Here is a 17,631-nt window from a genome sequence, read left to right on the forward strand (position 1 = left end):
CCGCGACCGAAGGGAGCGGACGAGGTGCGCGATTGGAGCGTACAATGCAGTACAGAGCCACCACGCGCTCCGCGCGTGCGATTAGTCCTCGCTCGGATTAGTTTGGAAAAAAGTTCGGATTTTGTTCAGGAGACACAGCCAGTTTGAAACAGGCTCAGATTTTAATAAGAATATGGCAACACCCCTTATAATTTTAGGAGCAGGAGCGTCTCACGATTTTACCCATCCTTCCCATCTTGGAGTTTCGAGTCACAGGGAACGTGTTACGTTTCCGATCACAAATGATTTGGTTAGTCTGGTAGATACAGAAATAGAAGCTCGTTACAGTGGATTTAAAACGATGCGATCGCTTATTACATCATCTATTCTTTCTGGAAGGAAATCTTTTGAAGAATGTGTTGAAAATTGGGGTGATTATGAACAACGCATTGCGTTATTACTGTATCTGGGAGATTATTTTTATAAAAAATCTAACGACAAGCAAATAGAAGGACTTCCTAATAATTTTTTGGCTCTTATTGATCTTATAAGAAAAAGTACAGCTAAAGAGGTAAATTTTGTGACATTCAATTACGATTTGCTTTTAGAGAAGGCTATTGATCCCACTCTTCAGAAATTTTTTAACCTCCCTGATTATATAAGTGATCAAATTCGTATTATAAAGATCCATGGTTCATGCGATTGGTATTCTTTGATGTCTCAAGTTTCGGATAATATATACTCGGCACTTAAACAGCATTCTGAATTTTTCAGCAAACCGAACAGAGAAATTTTGACAAAGAGATGGTTGAATCAAAAAAATTCTGGGGCAAATCAATATTTTCATGTTCCCGTGATTTCAATACCAACTACATCCACAAAGTCTTATTCTTGCCCCATGGGAGCATATAAAGTTCTTGGAAGATAGTTTGCCAAATACAGAAAAGATTTTAATTATAGGATGGAAAGCGGGCGATTCTTTTATTCTTGAAAAATTAAAAACAGTAAAGAATCCTATAAATTTAACAGTTGTTTCAGGAACTAAAAATGGAACTAAAGAAGTTGCTCGGGTTATTAAAAAGTATGTTGAGGTGAAGAAAGAAGTGGTATTTGAGGGTTTTAGTAATTTTATAGGCAGTGATGAGTGTAATGAATTTTTTAAGTAATTTCTCCTTCCATGGAGAGTGTAATTGGTCATTAATATTCATTGAAATTAATGTTTCAAGTTAAAAACAAAACACGGTGTCCGTGGGTTGGGGAGAATCCCTTATATGTTAAATACCACGACCAAGAATGGGGTGTTCCAGTATGTAAAGATAATAAGATTTTTGAGTTTCTTGTTTTAGAAAGCGCACAGGCGGGTTTAAGTTGGCTAACCATTTTAAAGAAACGCCAAAACTATAAAAAAGCTTTTGCGGGGTTTAATGTAAAAAAAGTTGCCAAATTTAATGCTAAAGATTTTAAGCGTTTGATGGCCGATGCCGGCATTGTTCGCAATAAATTAAAAATTGCGGCTGCTATAAATAATGCTCAAAGGTTTTTAGAAGTTAAAAAAGAATTCGGAACGTTTAGTAAATATATGTGGAGCTTTGTTGAGTCAAAACCGATTAAGCATAAAATAAAAACTTTAAAAGATTATCCTGTTAAAATTAAAGAAGCCGAAGATTGGGCTGGCGATTTAAAAAAGCGTGGTTTTAAGTTTTTGGGTGCTACAATTTGTTATGCACATATGCAGGCGGTGGGTATGGTAAACGACCACGCGGTAAATTGTTTTAAATACGAAAAATGAAAATTCCTAAGCATATAGAAAATATATTAAGCGAACTAGAAAAAAATGGATACCAAGCCTATTTGGTGGGTGGCTGTGTGCGAGACATTTTAATGGATCGCACATCTTTTGATTGGGATATAACCACCAATGCCCAGCCCGAAGAAATTCAAAAAATATTTACAGATAGTGTTTATGAAAACAATTTTGGCACGGTCGGGGTTAAGGTCAGACATTCCGAATCAAATACAGAAATAGTGGAGGTTACGCCGTTTAGAAAAGAAGAATCTTACAGCGATAAAAGACATCCCGACAAGGTTTTGTTTACCTCCGATGTTTCCGAAGATCTTGCTCGCCGCGATTTTACGGTGAATGCAATAGCGTTAAAACTCGACACCAATATACGAATGAACGCGAATGATACGAATAAGAATACAAATATTGTTGATCCATTTGGTGGTGAGAAAGATATTGAAGCTAAATTAATTAGAGCCGTGGGCAAGCCCGAAGATCGTTTTAGCGAAGATGCTTTGCGATTGATGCGGGCAGTGCGTTTTGCATCACAGCTGGGTTTTGATATTGAATCAAACACAAAATCCGCTATCAAGTCGCAGGCCAATAATCTTAAAGCTATTTCGCACGAAAGAATTCGCGATGAACTTACAAAACTTATGGCTTCTGGCGATCCAGAAAAAGGCATAATTTTAATGCAAGAACTTGGCTTACTTAAAATTGTTTTACCGGAGGTTGAGGAAGGCGTGGGTGTGGCTCAAAACAAACATCATATTTATAACGTGTTTGAACATTTGGTAAAATCTTTGGGTTTTGCGGCAAAATATAAATTTAATATTTATGTACGCTTCGCCAGTTTACTGCACGATATGGGCAAGCCTCGCACCAAACAGGGCGAGGGTGCCGAGGCCACTTTTCATGGCCACGAATTTGTGGGCGCTAAAATGACGGCGCGAGCTTTGGAGCGTTTAAAATTTTCTAAAGATTTTATAGAAAAAGTTTATACTTTGGTGCGTTATCATATGTTTTATTACAATGTGGGCGAGGTAACGGAGAGGTCGGTGAGGCGACTAGTTCGAAAAGTAGGGCCAGAAAATATGCAGGAACTTTTGGAGTTGCGTCAGTCGGAACGCAAAGGTTCGGGTGTGCCTAAAGCCGAGCCTTATAGGCTTCGCCATTTAAAGTATATGATAGACAAGGTTTCGCGCGATCCCTTAACTGTGGGCATGTTAAAGGCTAATGGCAATGATGTTATGACCACGCTGGGTATTGCGCCTGGCCCAAAAATAGGGCATATTCTTAATGCTTTGCTGGAGGAAGTTATAGACGATCCAAATCGCAACGAAAAGGAGTATTTAATTGGTCGGATGAGAGAATTAAATAATTTATCTAACGAAGAATTGGTCAAACTGGCTCAAGCAGGGAAAGATAAACTGGAAGAAGAAAGGGAGAAAGAAGACGAGGGGATAAAAGAAAGATACTATGTAAAATAAATATTCGGGCCATCGTATACCGGTAGTACACACGATTCGGGTTCGTGCAGACTGGGTTCGATTCCCAGTGGCCCGACGGGCCCATAGTTAAGTGGTATAACGGCACATTCGCATTGTGCAGGCGTGAGTTCGATTCTCACTGGGTCCACTTTTTAGGTTATAATAACTAGGTAATGTCAAAAAGAAAAAAGATACTTTTAGCCCTGTTAATCGTTTTTATAATAACGGTTATTTTTTATTTTACCCCGCTCTTGCGTGCAAGGGCGGGGTTTAAAGTTATCGGTGATGCTATAGATTCTTGGTCATTTAAGTTGGCTAGAGTAGAAAAACAGATAATGTACTCGGCTCAAACATTTTCACCGGCCAGGCGGGTTTTTGATGTTTCTTTAAAAGTGCCATTCCATAAACAAGAACATTCTCTTTCCTGCGAAGTAGCTACGCTTAAAATGGCTTTAAGTTTTTATAATGTTGCGGTAACCGAAAGCGAGCTTATTCGCGATTTAAAATTTGAAACTACAGAGTCTAGAAATGAATTTAATATTTGGGCCGATCCCGACAAAGGTTTTGTGGGTAACATAGACGGTAAAATTCCTAATGGAGGCTATGGCGTTTATGAACAGCCAATAATAGATTTGGCTTTGCAATACCGTGATGCTAAAAAAATGGAAAACGCCCAACTGGTTGATGTTTTAAAAGAAGTTGAAAGTGGCCACCCCGTTATTGTGTGGGGTTCTATAGGCACAGGTAAAGATATTTCATGGCTAACTCCCGAGGGAAAGTATATCAAAGCCGTTCATGGCGAGCACACTCGTGTGGTTATTGGTTTTAGCGGCACGCCGGAAAATCCAAAATATATTTTACTTATGGATCCAATTTATGGAAAAGTTACGATGTCTAAAGATAGATTTTTAAGCAATTGGGGTTTGTTAGATAACAAAGCAATAGTTATATATTAGCAAGAGTATGGAGTTTTTGAAACGACCTTTAGCCATAACCGATGTAGAAACTACGGGTTTTGACGCCGACATCCACGAAATTATTGAAATCGGTTTAGTTTTAGTAGATCAACAAACTTTAAAAATAAAAGACGAATGGCATATAAAAGTTAAGCCCCGCCGTTTAAGAGTAGCGGCTGAAAAAGCTTTAAAAGTAGCGGGTTATAACAAATTAGATTGGCTAAATGCCGTAACATTAAAAGAAGCAATAGAAATTTATTCTAAAAAAACCAAAAACGCTATTTTCTTGGCGCATAATTCTTTTTTTGATTGGTCGTTTATCTCGCAGGCGTTTAAAGAAACTGGTATAGAAGATAACATCGATTATCACCGTTTGGATTTATTTAGCATAGCTTGGGGACTGTCCCGAAACAAAAAATTAAAAGACCTATCTAAATTTAATCTTTCAGAAATGTGCAAATATTTTGGTATTGACCCCGAACCTTTGCCTCACCGCGCCCTCAACGACGCCAAAAAAGCGTGGGAAGTTTTAAATAAGTTAAAGAATTTATAAATATTAAATTTATAAATGTTTCTGAAATCTTATAAAAAATCTTATAAAATCTTACAGCAATTTTGATAATCTTGTTTTCTAATAAGTAACCATAAAACACGATCGTGTTTTATGGTTACTTATGTGATATTATTTCTTTATATAAATATAATAATCATTTAATAATGGCTAGAGGGCTAGGAGATATTCAAAAAAAGGCTTTGTTACTGCTTTCAGCAGGGCTAGGTTTAAGTTTTTCGCGTTCAGGTAAAGATCATCTCAGAGTTATTAGAGGTACAGTAAAAGAATGGAAAAAAATAAACCAACATTCTTTACGCAAGGCAATTAAAGGTTTGTATGTTTCTAAATTAGTTGGTTGGCGAGAAAAACCCGATGGGGTTGTGGAGCTTGTTATAACAGACAGAGGAAAAAAGAAAATATTAGCCTATGATCCAGATTATCTTAAAATTTCTATACCGAAAAAATGGGATAAAAAATGGAGGATTGTTATATTTGATATCCCCGAGAAACAGCGTGGCGCTAGAGATTCTTTACGTTCTTATCTTAAAAAACTAGATTTTTATGAATTGCAGAAAAGCGTGTTTGTACAGCCGTATCCCTGCGATGACATTTTTGATTTTTTAGTGGAATTTCATAATATTAGAAAATATGTTCGCTTTATATTAGCTGATGATTTAGATAATTCTTTGCACTTAAAAAATATATTCAATTTGTCTTAATTATTTACTAATTGATAAATTGATGATTAGTAACTTTGCTCACGATCGTGTTTTATGGTTACGTTTGACGTGTGTGGGTGTAATGTTATATAGTGGTGAGCAGATCTTTAAATGCTTTTTAAACACTTCTTTTTATGTGTTTTATATAAACCGGCCCGCTGGGGTTCTGCAAAGCGCAGAATAACAAGCGACGCCACAATAACAGGAGGACTTGCTGTATGGCAACCCTTATGACAGGCAAGCAGGGTAAAAAACTGCTTGAGGTTTTTGAGGATACACCCACTGAACAGGTACAAGCTGTTTTGGGGTCTGGATTACTCGCTGTTCTTCGCGATACCAATTTTACCGAGATTGACCGCGACAAGTTTCGGCAGGCGTGTGGTTTAAAACCGCTTGTTTCGCTGACGGTCATAAAAATCGACCGCACCCATCCCTTTAACCCCGCCCAGTTTCTGGGCGAAGGCTGGAGCGTCTGGAAAGGTCCCGCCGACGGCGATGGCCTCTCGGGCAAGGAAGAACAGGATGAGCGTTCTCTGAAGCTTACCGAGCTAGACCTTTCCAATATCCAGCTGATCACCTGTCTCAAAGAAGGCGAGAGTGTCATCAAAGGTGAAGAGAAACTGAATCGTCTCAAAGCCAAAAACCACATCCGCCTGGACGTCAAAGTCTTCCAGACTTTCTGGGAGAACAAGGACATCATTCCCAAGAGCTGGAAAAAGAAAACAAACGGCAACACCACTTTCATCTTCTTTGACGGCACCATCCTTCGCAATCCGCATGGCCTCCGCGGCGTCCTTTGCCTCGGCTGGCGCGGCGGCAAGGAGTGGGACTGGCACTACGGCTGGCTCGAGTATGACTGGGACGACTACGATCCTTCGGCCGTGCTCGCGAGTTAGTCCTTAGAGCTCTAGAACTTTTAGATCCTTTGGATTTTGCACTCTAAATTCCCTACGACATAATGTCGTAGGGAATTTTCTTTTGGAAAATTAAAATCTATATTTCAACAAAGTCCAAATACCTTTGAGTCCGTCGCGGGCGCGGATTTTTTTGCCCTCGTTAAATTTACGCGGGTAGTAGTGAATGGGCACTTCTTTAATTTTATAACCCATTTTTAAGGTTTTAACGGTTAACTCCATTTCTAGTTCAAAGCCCGTACTAGTTATATTTATTTTTTTTATCACTTCTACTGGAAAAAGTTTATAGCAGGTATAAACATCGGTCAGTTTGGTGCCAAAAAATAAATTAACCAAAAAGTCCATAATTTTGGAGCCTATCACATAATGTGAATAACCTCGACGTTCGGGTTTTAAATTGCGCGAACCATATACAACATCTGCGCCCCGATCCAGTTCGTCTAACAGCAACTGGATATCGGCCGGATCGTATTCTAAATCGGCATCTTGGACGATCACGGCATTGCCCGACATAGCCTCAACACCTGTTTTTATAGCCGAACCCTTGCCCATATTGCGGCTATAGGAAATCAGTCGCAAATTTACAATTTTCAATTTACAATTTTCAATGATGTTTTTTGAGTTGTCGGTTGAGCCATCGTCTATTACAATAATCTCCTTATCCCAGCCAAGATAGGTTTGTGCGTTGACCTTATTTATAACTTGCACGATGGTTTTCTCTTCGTTATAAGCTGGAATTAAAATAGATAATTTCATATTTTTAGTTCGCAATTTTTATTTTAAGCGATTGGCCGTATTTTTCAATAATCTTTTTATTAAGCTCGTTATTTTTTAATAAAACCACAACCCGTTTGTCGGCAAACACTATTTTCCATTCGGGATCATTTAATATTCTGGCAAAAAAGGTTTGACCCCACGGGGTATAGTCGCGATACGAAAAAATTATAGCATTAAATTTATAAAGACTATTTTTTTCGTTCCAAACATCCTCGTCTTCTTGCATGGGTATTAATGTTTTTTCAAAAAATTCAGTAGGATAAGCTTCAGGGCGATTATCGGTAAAAACTTTCTTCTTGTCTGGCAAGCCGAAAATTAAATATCCGCCGATGTCGTAATTGTTAAAAATGGGGCCTGTTATGTTATTTTCTTTAAAAAATTCTAAGGCTTGAATATTGCCACTTTCTAAGCCTAAGCCAAGATCTTGGGCTCTGGAGTATATAGTGCGAAATTCTCCCGAAAGAATAATAAGAATAATCAATATTAGTGTGGTAACAGCCGTGTGGCCGAGCCAGCGCACAGTTTCTGGTTTGGGCTTAAATAGGCGGGCTAGGTTACCCGCAATTAAAGGCAAAGCAAAAAGACCGAATATGGCAAAGTTTCTTATGGCCAGCCAGCCGGCCAGGCTAAAACCTAGCGTAAAGATAATATCGGTAGTTAATGTTCGACAGGATCGCAAATGCCATATTCTCGCGATCAGGCTTAAAATTAAAACTAAAAAAACAATTTTAAAAATGAGAAAATTTGGGCTAGGCAGTATGTTTTCTATAAACCAGACTGGCTGGTTTTCGGCTAAACGGTAGCCGAAGTTTTTAAAAATAGTTAGCGGGGCTAAAGTGCTGTTAATGCCAAAAGGGCTTACGGCCGTGGCTATGACGGAAAACAAAAGGGTCAGTGATAACTTTTTTATCAAATGCGACTTTTGAATTAGAGCTTCAATTAAAAAAGTGCCAATTAATATTAATCCCACAAAAAAGTAAATGTGGAGGTTGGTCCAAACAATTTGCAAAACAGGCAAAATGAACAAATATTTTGGGTTTATCTGGCCAGCTTTAATTTTTAAAATAAGCCAAAAAAATATGCCGGCCAGCAAATAGCTAAAAATTTCTGGCCGTATCTCGTTTCGTTCCAAAAGCAGGGGTAATAATGGTATGGCTACCAACGTAGCAATGGCCGGAAAAGATTTTGCGACGGCGATTCTAAAAAATAAAAACAGGGTAGCCAAGCTAGTTAAAATAAAAAATAGGCCTAGCCCTTTAAAACCAACCAGCTGCCACAGGCCGTAAAATATGAGCCCGCTTAACCAGTGATGATTGGTAGCGGGGAAGTCGGGATAAGTATAGGAATAGAAGTTGGTTTTTAAAACTTCAAAATTGCCCTGCCAGATCATCTCGCCGTTTTTAATATGTCGGCCTAAATCGGCGGTAACCAAGTTTATAGGGTGAGCTAGTAACAGGGCGTAGCTAATCAAAAGAGCAAGTAAAGTTATAATTGGCAGGAGTTTTTTCGTCTTTAAGTCTTTAAACATATCTAGATAATAGCAGGTTAGTTTACAGTGTGGAAAACTTTATGTTCTAGTTGGTGTAAAATAAACATATAACTTTATTAAGCATTAAATGTTAAAAGGTCGTTTCTCGATTTGTTTTATTTTATTAGTTTGGTTTGGGTTGCCTGATATTAGGTCGATCAGGTTCTCTTAAAAAAAAGAGATACAAAACCCGCAATAAACAAGAAAAAATAAATGTTTGTACAAACTTGGGGAGATACGATTGTAGCTTCGTTGCAAAATATGTGGGCGTTGATACTTGGTTTTTTGCCAAGCTTATTAGTTGCCCTCGTGGTAGTAATTATTGGCTGGATTGTAGCGTCTGCCGTAGGCAAGGTTATTTGGCAGGTTGTGGCTGCGATTCATGTGGATCAGCTTTTTGAAAGGCTGGGTTTTAAAAAGCCATTGGAACGAGCCGGCTTAAAACTAAATACAGGCAAGTTTTTGGGCGAGTTAGTTAAATGGTTCTTGGTTTTGGTTTTTGTTATGGCTGCTACAGATATTCTTGGTTTGACAGAAGTAACCAGTTTCTTACAGTTGGTTCTTTCTTACATTCCTAATATTATTGTGGCCGTGCTTATTCTTTTGGCGGGCTCGGCTTTCGCTAACTTCTTGCAGAAATTGGTTAAGGCTTCTGCCGAAACAGCCGATTTGTTGCATTCCGGTTTTGTGGGCTCGGTAGCCAAGTGGACTATTTTGATTTTTGCGATGTTTGCTGCTTTGGATCAGTTAGGCGTAGCTAGAACCTTCATAATTACCTTGTTACAAGGTTTTGTGGCGATGTTGGCTATTGCCGGCGGTTTAGCTTTTGGCTTAGGTGGCCAAAACGCAGCCCGTTCGTTCTTAGACAAAGTCCGAGACGAAATGAGCGATCGTTAGCTCGACTTCGCTCGCTACAAGTAGTTTTAGTGACGAAAAAATCCCTCCGTAGTAATACGGTGGGATTTTGATTTTATCGGGCTATTGTTGTATTCTTTCTAAGTATATTTAGGGCAATTAGCTCAGTGGTAGAGCGACTCGTTTACACCGAGTAGGCTGTAGGTTCGAGTCCTGCACCGTCCACATTGTGCAAAATACACCGAGTAGGTCGGAGGTTCAATCCCTTCAGCGCGCACAAAGCATACACTATGTATAAAAATGGCTTAAAAGCTGGGTTTTCTAGCCAGCTATTGACAAAAGACTATTTGATATGATAGTATATAGGCATACAGTAACAGCCAGATCTTTAGGAAACTAACCCCTTTTTAGGAGATATTCCAATGCGTACTATCGCTTGCTTCCTAATCGCAGTTTTTGCCACTTCTGCCTTTGCGGCTGATTCCTGGACGGACAACGTCAACAAGGCCCAGAACGGGAAATGGTGGAAAAAGAATGGAGTTTTCCAGTCCAAGGACAAGACAGTGACGTTCTGTGTCGCCGAGGACAAGTCCCGAATGCTCCAGATGGCCATCGACAAGGCAGTCTGGGAAGCAGCCGATGTGTTGGCCAAGCAGTTCAAGGCCGACATAAAAGAAGTCAAAATAGCGATCGGTCCCGAGATCTCTGAGCGGCACAAGGAAGACGACGGTATCTATACTGCCCGAGTTCTGGTGGCGGTGTATACCGAGACCCTCCAGAATATGGAGAAGAAATAGAAAGGGGAAACGCACAAGGCGCTCCGACCAAAATGGTCGCGAGCGCCTCTTTTTTATATTTTTTAGTGTTGAGGTTGTTTTGTTAGTTCGTATGTTTCAGCTAATAATTCTTTAGCTTTTTCTTCGTCTAACTTGCCCATCCGTGAGAGGTCAATCATCATTTCTTGCAAATCTCGTAGATTTTGTCTTATAAACTGTGTATTATTACGCAAGAAATCAATAGTATCTTTTACCATAACAGGAATTTTTTCTTGAGGTATGACTCCGGATTCAAAGACATCTCTACCGTTTCTAAATGTTAGAAGTTTCATTTGTTCAACTTGTTGACTATAAGGATCTCTTTCTTTGCTTGGTTCAAAAATATCTCTTAATGCTTTGTTTTTTATTTCTACTAACTCTCTTTTCTCTTGAAGTATACTTGTGGAGAGTTCTTGCGACATCCCACGATACTTAAGAGCTTTAACAGCGTAGACAAGTTTACCTTCGTTTAGATCAGGTCTTCTTATCATGCCGTTTAATTCTCTTACAGTTACATTAGCTTGTTCGCTTATTGACCTAGCAAAACTTCGGTCTTGTTTGGCGATTTTATCTAGCAGTTCTTGGGGTATAAATCTCTCATTACTTTTTTTTAACATATCCCAGACCACACCCTTGGCTTTTTCTGTGTCAATTATTTGGGTATCTAGGAGTTTTTCGGTTATTTCAGCGGTTGCCTTAAGATTAGTAAACTCCGGAGTTCCTAAGGTTGATTCTATTGCGGTTTTTTGTTCTGGAGAAAGGTCATTTGGCCCAGTTACTGAACTCAAATCAATTTTTTCGTGGTTAGGTGTATATATAGTATTTTCTCTTTGGTCCGTTTCTTGATTTTTTTGTTGCAAAAACTCTTGAGCGAATTTTTGAGCTTCGCTTTGTTCAGCTTCTATTTTTTGTTCTTCTTGTGGCGGAACATAGCCACCTTCGTGTTCTAGAGACATATTATTTATATATTATTAATAAAATCGGTGGGCGCTCAAGGGATCGAACCCCGAAGTAGAACTAAGGTTCACTACGGGGCAAGCCTTGGACCTATTCGGTTTTCCCGCACATAGTGGACGGTGCAGGACTCGAACCTGCGGCCTACTCGGTGTAAACGAGTCGCTCTGCCGACTGAGCTAACCGTCCACTATGTGCGGGATGCAATTTGACTATTATTTAGAAACAGGACTGATTTCAAAAATATTATGATCCTTCTCAAATTTAATCTTGTGCTTATCAAAAAATCCTGCTTGACCTAACAGTACACCTACATATGGACTGTTTATAAATCCTACGGGAATTTTGATGGGTTTAAGGTGTTTAGGTTTTATTTCGATTTCAACCAAAAACTCTTCACTTTGACCCGTGATTCCAGTTACAACAGATTTCTTACTTTGCGATAGATCAATACCTAAAACCTTCGCTATTTCTATATGGAATAATGATCTATCTGCTCCAGAATCCACCAGCGCCAGTTGTTTGTGGCTACCATTCGGTCCATAAATTTCGACTTCTAACATCGATCTTTTTATGAACTTATTATTTCCCGCTGGAAAATAGGTAGTATATTCGTATTTCATCTGGGACTTAGCGGTGCATAGACTAACGGCATAACCTTGTGAAATATCAGATCTTTTTTGTTGCCCCCAACTTTGGCGACCAGTTCTTGCAGAGTATTGCCGCTTGAAATTATTTTCTTATAATCCGGAGATATAGCTACCCATTTATTTACAAATGGCTTTAGTATTTTAGATAAATTAATAGTTCTTGTTGCATTTTTAGTCATATTTTTATTGAATGCTATGTTAGCATGTTCTCACGTTTGGGTAAAACCGATCAAAACTCCACTCTCTGTTTGCAATTTTTAACTATCTCAAAAGCTTCTTCGGCGGTGTCTACCATTTTGTATAGATTCATATCCTCTTTATCTATAGCTAGGTGTTTTTTAAATACGGTTTTATCTATCCAGGCTAAAAGTTCGGTCCAGTATTCTCGGCCTACAATAACAATGGGAATGTCGGCGCTGACTTTTCTGGTTTGGACCAAAGTGACCAGTTCAAAAAATTCGTCTAGCGTGCCAAAGCCGCCCGGAAAGAAAACATAAGCCCACGAAGAATAAGACAGCATTACTTTTCTGGTAAAGAAATAATGAAAATTTGCGCTGTGCTTTACATAGGGGTTAGTGCGTTGTTCGCTTGGCAACTGAATATTTAAACCCACAGATTCGCCCTTGGCTTCGTAAGCGCCACGGTTGCCAGCTTCCATAATACCAGGCCCGCCACCGGTTATTACGGTAAAACCTTCTTTAGCCAGCAGACCGCCAAGTTTTTGGGCTTCTTTATACCAGTGGTCGGTTTCCTCAAAACGGGCTGAGCCAAAAAAGGTGACTGTTTTTTTGTAATCGTACAGAAATTGAAAACCTTCCACCAGTTCCGCCATTATTCTAAAAACTCGCCAATGAAAACTTTCGCGGAAATCTTTTTTATCGCCGTGTTTGTGTACGGGCAGTTTGGAAGCTGGCAAATTAAATTTAGGTTCTTGAGGGGGCATTTAGTTTTCGCTAATATAGCTAATCAATACAACTGAATTATATCACTAATTAAGTTTATTTTTTACACAATAATAAATGGCGTCGTTTTTGTTCGACGCCATTTAGCCGTTAAGCGGCTTTATTGAGGCAGCAGCTCCCCTTAAAAATTGACTCTGCGCCATTTTCTTTCTCCCCAGAAAGAAGTAGTGATTTTTGAGTTTGTCCAGCCGAAGTTAGTGTGTAAAAGTTGGCTAGACGATGGCCTTCAACTTTGCGCTCGGCTTTGGTGATGAGCCTTTTCGCAGTCAGCTGTTCCAAAGCCGATTGCATATCGGCCCAACTTACGCTTTTGCTTCTAATCTGCGACCAGACCTGTTCGTTTAGATCCATCTCGCGAACACCCAATACCAGCAAGACCTTCTGGCAGGTACACAAAGCTTTCATGTTTATCACCTCCTTTCTTTTGTAGAATTTAAGGAACAAGTTACCACTGGTGCGCGGGAGAGGAGTCGGTCACAACTCTTTTGCTTCGCAAAAGGTCGCGACCCTGCCTCGTCTGTCTCGCTTTGCTCGACATGACTCCGGCTTTCTTATCCTCACGCACGCCAAGTAGTTGGCGTGCTTCCCGTGCTCGCTTACTTCGTTCGCTGTGCGCGGGAGAGGAGTCGAACCTCCATGCCCTTACGGGCGCATCCACCTCAAGGATGTGCGTCTGCCATTTCGCCACCCGCGCATTTGATAAGGGTATTATAGGCAAATCCATGCTTATTTTCAAATCAAAAAGGACCGCCCTTCTTGGAAGGACGGTCCTTAGGTATTTATTCTTTTTCAGATTTAGGAGTTGTATCAAACATCACCCTCTTAGGGGCTCTATGATATTTTTCCCTTAAGTGATAGAGCTTAGCTTTTCTTACCTTTGTTCTAGATACTATTTCTATTTTTTTTAGAGTAGGCGAGTATATAGGATATATTTTTTCTACCGCAATTCCGCCGGATAGTTTTCTTACAGTAAAAGATCCACCCGGTTCGTTGCCGTGTTTTCTGGCAATAACCACACCTTCAAAAACCTGTATTCTCTCTACTGGGCCCTTGTCTCCGCCGCCAGATCTTTCCAAGGCCTTTTTAGCTGTTTTGGAAATATTCTTTTTGGTGGTGGTTATTTCCTTAATAAGCTGGTGGACTTTAATAGTATCGCCAACTTTAAAACCAGCCTTTAAGGCCGCATTTTCCTTTAGACTATCGTATTCCGATTTAATAAATTCTTGGAGTTTATTCATAACCAGCGACACTAATTACGAATGACACACGAATCTACGAATTAGATCTATTCGCGTCATTCGGGTGCATTCGAGTATTGGCGTCAGATTATCTTACCACAAAAGGAATATTGCGCAAGCATTCTTCTAATTCTTGAGGCAAAGGCGTATTAAACGAGAACTTTTCGCCATTTTTTAGCTTAAAGCTTAAGTATTCAGCATGCAGAAACATTCGTCCTAGGTGTTTTGGGTCTTTTTTCTTTTCTCCATATTTTTTGTCTCCAGAAACTGGCAAGCCTATGGCTTTTAGGTGCACCCTTATTTGATGCATTCGGCCTGTTTTTGGTGTGGCTTCAAGTAGAGTGTGGTCTGAGTATCGTTTAACTATGCGCCAGTATGTTAAAGCCGATCTGCCTATATTTTTTGAACTAGAAACATTTTTAGTGGGGTCATGTTTTGAACGGACTATGTTTAGTTCTATTTTGCCTTCTTCTGTTTTGGGTGAGCCGTTAACTAAAACCAAATATCTTTTTGTAACCTGATGCGTTTGAAATTGTTTTTTAAGCCACAAGAAAGTTTGTTGATTTTTAGCTACAACCATTATGCCCGAAGTGTCTTTGTCTAGGCGATGAACAATACCTGGTCTAATATTCCCGTTTTCTAAAAAATCACCCACCGATTTTATATCGGGATGTATAGCCAGTAACCAGTTAACTAAAGTGCCAGCGTGTTCGGTGTGGGATGGATGAGAAGATATGCCCGATGGTTTGTTTATAATAATAAAATCATCGTTGGCAAAAATGATTTTTATTTTTTCGCCTAGGGATTTGTCTGGTTCCAAAGATATTTCTGGCGGTAGTTCTAACTCAAACTCAATTTTATCGGTCGGCTTTAATTTTTTCGCCGATAAGGCTTTTTTATTATTCACTTTAGCATTGCCTTTTTTAATCAGTTTTTGTATCCAGCTTCGCGAGAAATCGGGGTATTTTGAATGCAAAAAAGCGTCTAGTCTTTGGCCGGCATGTTCTTTGGTTACTTTTAATTCCATTATTAAGATTGTCCCAAAAAAGGCGAGAATTGTCACTTTTTTAAAGTAATACACAGCCGATTGTTGCCAAAATGAATTGTGGTGCTATTATGGAGGCAATATTAAAAGTGATTAGGTAGTTAACAAGTTAAACAATAAAAAAAAATGTCAAGAAAAATAGCTTATATCTTAGTTGTATCCGGTTTGATGTTTTCCTTAGCAGGCTTGGCTTTGGCCCAAGATTCAATGCAAGGCAGTGTTCAAAAAGAAAGGTTGCAGGAAAAAAGAAAAGAAATAGAAACAAAAGTCGGCGAAAAGAAAACCGAAGTAAGAAAGAGGTTGGAAACTGCTCGCGCGGGGTTAGTTAGAATGTATGTTAATAGAATGTCTGCGCGTTATGATGCGGCCATTAATCGTTTAGACAATTTGGCGCAGAGAATAGGTACTCGTTTAGAAAAAGTTTCTGCCGATGGTAAAGATATTAAGGCTTACACCAAGGCTTTAACTGAAGCTAAAACAAAAATAGAAACAGCCAAGACAAAGCTGGCCGAAACAAAAACTGCTTTAAATATGGTATCAGATTCCGAACTGCCCAAGACAGATTTTGAAAGTGCTAGAACGAAATTATCCGAAACAAAAGATGCTATAAAAGATGCTCATACAGCTTTGGTGGATGTGGTAAATTCTATTAAAGGTTCTTCAAATAAAAAATAAACAAATAATAAAACACGAAGCACGAAATCCGAAATTCGAAACAAATCTTAAAAATCAAAACCCAAATTCTAAAAGGTTTTAGAAATTAAGGCATTGGGATTTAAATATTGTTTCGGATTTAGATATTCGAATTTCGAATTTAATCAAAATGGACGAAACAACAAACAATTCAAACGGCGAAAATAACCGTTGGGCGTGGATAGTCACAGGTGTGGTGGTTTTGGTAGCCATAATAGGCTTTTATTCCTGGCCTCAAAGCACCAGCGATGAAACAGCCGAAGTTCCAGCTAACAATGTGGTAGAGGAAGATATTTACACAGCCTCTCTTAATAATTTTGGCTCATCGGACGAGCTTGCCGATATCGAAAACGATTTAAACAACACCGACGTTTCTAATTTGGATAAAGAAACTGCCGATGTTGATTCTGCTATAAATAACGAATAGTTTACCGAAAACTGTTGCATAACAGTCCCTACTCGAATTTCGGGTGGGGGTTTTGCTATAATCATTGGAATGAGGATCTTAACCAAAACAGGGGTGATATTCAGCATCGTTTTTGTTGATTTTTTGGGCTTAAGCTTTATATTACCGCTTTATCCGGAATTGGCTAGCCGGTTTGGGTTATCGGCCACTTTAATCACTCTGCTTTCAGCTTCGTATGCCCTGATGCAGTTTATTTTCTCGCCGATCTTGGGCAGACTTTCGGATAGAATTGGCAGAAAACCCGTATTAGTTGTAACTTCGCTGGGTACGGCGGTCTCTTTTTTGCTTTTTGGTTGGGCTAACTCCGTTTGGCTTATTTTTGCTTCTAGAATTTTAAATGGAATTTTTGGCTCCAGCGTGGCGGTGGCTCAAGCCTATATTGCCGATGTTACGGGCAGGCACGAAAGAACAGAGGGTATGGGCACAATTGGCGCGGCTTTGGGGCTGGGTTTAATATTCGGCCCCGCTATGTCGGGTTTCTTGGGACATTTTGGTTTTGGCGCGCCGGCTTATGGCGCGGCAATATTAACATTTTTAAATTCAATTTTTGTTATATTTTTTTTAAAAGAATCTCTCGCCAAAAATTTAAGAGTAAAAAAGAAAATTTTAAATTTAGAAATTCATATTAAAAATATTGCCGAGGTTTTAAAACACCCCTTAATGGGCAGAATAATGCTCACATATTTTTTAGCTATGTTTGCTTTAGCTTCGGTGCAAAATATAGCCACTCTTTTTGCCGAAGAGAGATTTCACTTAACTATAGCTGAAATAGGCATAGTCTTTGCTTTGATTGGGTTGGTTTTGCTTTTAGCTCAAGGATTTTTGGTTGGACGGCTGGTTAAATATACAGGAGAGTCCGTGATTGTTGTTTTGGGAATATTTTTAAGCATGCTCGGTTATTTTATGACTCCTACAATTGAATATATTTGGCTTGTTCTTATTGCTGCTGGATTTATGGCTTTGGGTGTGGGTTTATGTATTCCCGCTTTAAATTCGTTAATTTCTAAAAATGCTTCAGGCAAAGAACAAGGCGAAATTTTTGGCGCGGCTCAATCTTTAATCGGCTTCGCCTTAATTTTTGCGCCAATATTTGGCGGTGGGCTTTATGATCTTTTTGGTAGCGGTTCGCCGTTTTTTGCCGCTGGTTTTATAACTTTAATTGCGCTTTATTTTGCTTTGGTTGTTTTTGGCAAACTTAAAAAAGTTTAATAATCTATTGAAGCCTCACTTCGATAGATTAAGACATATTTTAAA

The 17,631-nt window shown here is 39.2% G+C and carries 22 protein-coding genes and 5 tRNA genes; 16 read left to right on the top strand and 11 right to left on the bottom strand.

All coding sequences use genetic code 11. The annotated features are described in order from the left end of the window. The first annotated feature begins 172 nt into the window (after positions 1–172). The 10 genes from Q8Q95_00720 to Q8Q95_00765 all read left to right on the top strand — a co-directional run bounded on the left by Q8Q95_00720 (position 173) and on the right by Q8Q95_00765 (position 6,376). The gene (locus Q8Q95_00720; protein MDP3764129.1) at positions 173–907 is read left to right on the top strand and encodes a hypothetical protein; all 735 of its coding nucleotides are present in this window, start codon (positions 173–175) and stop codon (positions 905–907) included. Further along, the gene (locus tag Q8Q95_00725) at positions 897–1,145 is read left to right on the top strand and encodes a hypothetical protein (GenBank protein MDP3764130.1); all 249 of its coding nucleotides are present in this window, start codon (positions 897–899) and stop codon (positions 1,143–1,145) included. Before Q8Q95_00720 ends, Q8Q95_00725 begins: the two co-directional genes overlap by 11 nt. Before the next feature lie 50 nt (positions 1,146–1,195). Then, positions 1,196–1,768 carry a DNA-3-methyladenine glycosylase I gene (locus Q8Q95_00730; GenBank protein ID MDP3764131.1) on the top strand — a complete coding sequence of 191 codons (573 nt, stop codon included), beginning with the start codon at positions 1,196–1,198 and terminating at the stop codon, positions 1,766–1,768. Continuing rightward, the gene (locus Q8Q95_00735; protein ID MDP3764132.1) at positions 1,765–3,252 is read left to right on the top strand and encodes an HD domain-containing protein; all 1,488 of its coding nucleotides are present in this window, start codon (positions 1,765–1,767) and stop codon (positions 3,250–3,252) included. Before Q8Q95_00730 ends, Q8Q95_00735 begins: the two co-directional genes overlap by 4 nt. A gap of 5 nt (positions 3,253–3,257) precedes the next feature. After that, positions 3,258–3,328: transfer RNA gene (locus tag Q8Q95_00740), tRNA-Pro, on the top strand. Between the two features lies 1 nt (position 3,329). Beyond that, positions 3,330–3,400: transfer RNA gene (locus Q8Q95_00745), tRNA-Ala, on the top strand. A gap of 25 nt (positions 3,401–3,425) precedes the next feature. Continuing rightward, entirely contained in the window at positions 3,426–4,208 is a 783-nt protein-coding gene (locus tag Q8Q95_00750; GenBank protein MDP3764133.1) for a C39 family peptidase, read from the top strand. Between the two features lie 7 nt (positions 4,209–4,215). Then, on the top strand, positions 4,216–4,761 hold the full coding sequence (locus Q8Q95_00755) for a 3'-5' exonuclease (GenBank protein ID MDP3764134.1): 546 nt from the start codon (positions 4,216–4,218) through the stop codon (positions 4,759–4,761). A gap of 164 nt (positions 4,762–4,925) precedes the next feature. Further along, positions 4,926–5,480 carry a CRISPR-associated endonuclease Cas2 gene (gene cas2, locus Q8Q95_00760; GenBank protein ID MDP3764135.1) on the top strand — a complete coding sequence of 185 codons (555 nt, stop codon included), beginning with the start codon at positions 4,926–4,928 and terminating at the stop codon, positions 5,478–5,480. A 218-nt stretch (positions 5,481–5,698) separates the two neighbouring features. Further along, positions 5,699–6,376: a hypothetical protein gene (locus Q8Q95_00765; GenBank protein MDP3764136.1), complete on the top strand. Its 678-nt coding sequence runs from the start codon at positions 5,699–5,701 to the stop codon at positions 6,374–6,376. Between the two features lie 90 nt (positions 6,377–6,466). On the opposite strand, the gene Q8Q95_00770 is transcribed toward Q8Q95_00765, so the two are convergent. Together Q8Q95_00770 and Q8Q95_00775 are read right to left on the bottom strand one after the other, a co-directional pair. Further along, entirely contained in the window at positions 6,467–7,150 is a 684-nt protein-coding gene (locus Q8Q95_00770; protein ID MDP3764137.1) for a glycosyltransferase family 2 protein, read from the bottom strand. A gap of 4 nt (positions 7,151–7,154) precedes the next feature. Further along, positions 7,155–8,699, bottom strand: coding sequence for a hypothetical protein (locus Q8Q95_00775; protein MDP3764138.1), 1,545 nt, complete (start codon positions 8,697–8,699; stop codon positions 7,155–7,157). A 213-nt stretch (positions 8,700–8,912) separates the two neighbouring features. On the opposite strand from Q8Q95_00775, the gene Q8Q95_00780 reads away from it, so the two are divergent. The 3 genes from Q8Q95_00780 (at position 8,913) to Q8Q95_00790 (ending at position 10,351) form a co-directional block, all read left to right on the top strand. Next, a complete protein-coding gene (locus tag Q8Q95_00780; GenBank protein MDP3764139.1) occupies positions 8,913–9,596 on the top strand; it encodes a hypothetical protein in 684 nt (227 codons plus the stop codon). Positions 9,597–9,707: 111 nt separating this feature from the next. Next, positions 9,708–9,779: transfer RNA gene (locus tag Q8Q95_00785), tRNA-Val, on the top strand. A gap of 197 nt (positions 9,780–9,976) precedes the next feature. Continuing rightward, entirely contained in the window at positions 9,977–10,351 is a 375-nt protein-coding gene (locus tag Q8Q95_00790; protein MDP3764140.1) for a hypothetical protein, read from the top strand. A gap of 62 nt (positions 10,352–10,413) precedes the next feature. Here Q8Q95_00790 and Q8Q95_00795 read toward each other — a convergent pair whose 3' ends face one another. The 9 genes from Q8Q95_00795 to Q8Q95_00835 all read right to left on the bottom strand — a co-directional run bounded on the left by Q8Q95_00795 (position 10,414) and on the right by Q8Q95_00835 (position 15,236). Further along, the gene (locus tag Q8Q95_00795; protein MDP3764141.1) at positions 10,414–11,325 is read right to left on the bottom strand and encodes a hypothetical protein; all 912 of its coding nucleotides are present in this window, start codon (positions 11,323–11,325) and stop codon (positions 10,414–10,416) included. A 114-nt stretch (positions 11,326–11,439) separates the two neighbouring features. Then, positions 11,440–11,512, bottom strand: a tRNA-Val gene (locus tag Q8Q95_00800). 26 nt (positions 11,513–11,538) lie between these two features. After that, positions 11,539–11,886, bottom strand: a complete 348-nt coding sequence (locus Q8Q95_00805; protein MDP3764142.1) for a hypothetical protein — start codon at positions 11,884–11,886, stop codon at positions 11,539–11,541. 56 nt (positions 11,887–11,942) lie between these two features. After that, positions 11,943–12,152 carry a DUF5678 domain-containing protein gene (locus tag Q8Q95_00810; GenBank protein ID MDP3764143.1) on the bottom strand — a complete coding sequence of 70 codons (210 nt, stop codon included), beginning with the start codon at positions 12,150–12,152 and terminating at the stop codon, positions 11,943–11,945. A 50-nt stretch (positions 12,153–12,202) separates the two neighbouring features. After that, positions 12,203–12,916 carry a TIGR00730 family Rossman fold protein gene (locus Q8Q95_00815; GenBank protein MDP3764144.1) on the bottom strand — a complete coding sequence of 238 codons (714 nt, stop codon included), beginning with the start codon at positions 12,914–12,916 and terminating at the stop codon, positions 12,203–12,205. A 109-nt stretch (positions 12,917–13,025) separates the two neighbouring features. Further along, positions 13,026–13,340 carry a hypothetical protein gene (locus Q8Q95_00820; protein ID MDP3764145.1) on the bottom strand — a complete coding sequence of 105 codons (315 nt, stop codon included), beginning with the start codon at positions 13,338–13,340 and terminating at the stop codon, positions 13,026–13,028. A gap of 206 nt (positions 13,341–13,546) precedes the next feature. Beyond that, positions 13,547–13,629, bottom strand: a tRNA-Leu gene (locus tag Q8Q95_00825). An 85-nt stretch (positions 13,630–13,714) separates the two neighbouring features. After that, positions 13,715–14,173: a 50S ribosomal protein L19 gene (locus Q8Q95_00830; protein MDP3764146.1), complete on the bottom strand. Its 459-nt coding sequence runs from the start codon at positions 14,171–14,173 to the stop codon at positions 13,715–13,717. Between the two features lie 88 nt (positions 14,174–14,261). Then, on the bottom strand, positions 14,262–15,236 hold the full coding sequence (locus tag Q8Q95_00835; GenBank protein MDP3764147.1) for an RluA family pseudouridine synthase: 975 nt from the start codon (positions 15,234–15,236) through the stop codon (positions 14,262–14,264). 108 nt (positions 15,237–15,344) lie between these two features. On the opposite strand from Q8Q95_00835, the gene Q8Q95_00840 reads away from it, so the two are divergent. The 3 genes from Q8Q95_00840 (at position 15,345) to Q8Q95_00850 (ending at position 17,586) form a co-directional block, all read left to right on the top strand. Continuing rightward, positions 15,345–15,893 carry a hypothetical protein gene (locus Q8Q95_00840; protein ID MDP3764148.1) on the top strand — a complete coding sequence of 183 codons (549 nt, stop codon included), beginning with the start codon at positions 15,345–15,347 and terminating at the stop codon, positions 15,891–15,893. 148 nt (positions 15,894–16,041) lie between these two features. Further along, the gene (locus Q8Q95_00845) at positions 16,042–16,338 is read left to right on the top strand and encodes a hypothetical protein (GenBank protein MDP3764149.1); all 297 of its coding nucleotides are present in this window, start codon (positions 16,042–16,044) and stop codon (positions 16,336–16,338) included. A gap of 69 nt (positions 16,339–16,407) precedes the next feature. Further along, complete coding sequence (locus tag Q8Q95_00850; GenBank protein MDP3764150.1) at positions 16,408–17,586, top strand: MFS transporter; 1,179 nt, start codon at positions 16,408–16,410, stop codon at positions 17,584–17,586. Positions 17,587–17,631 lie beyond the last annotated feature (45 nt).

It is taken from the genome of bacterium (assembly GCA_030697795.1).
Taxonomy (GTDB): domain Bacteria; phylum Patescibacteriota; class Minisyncoccia; order JACQLN01; family JACQLN01; genus JACQLN01.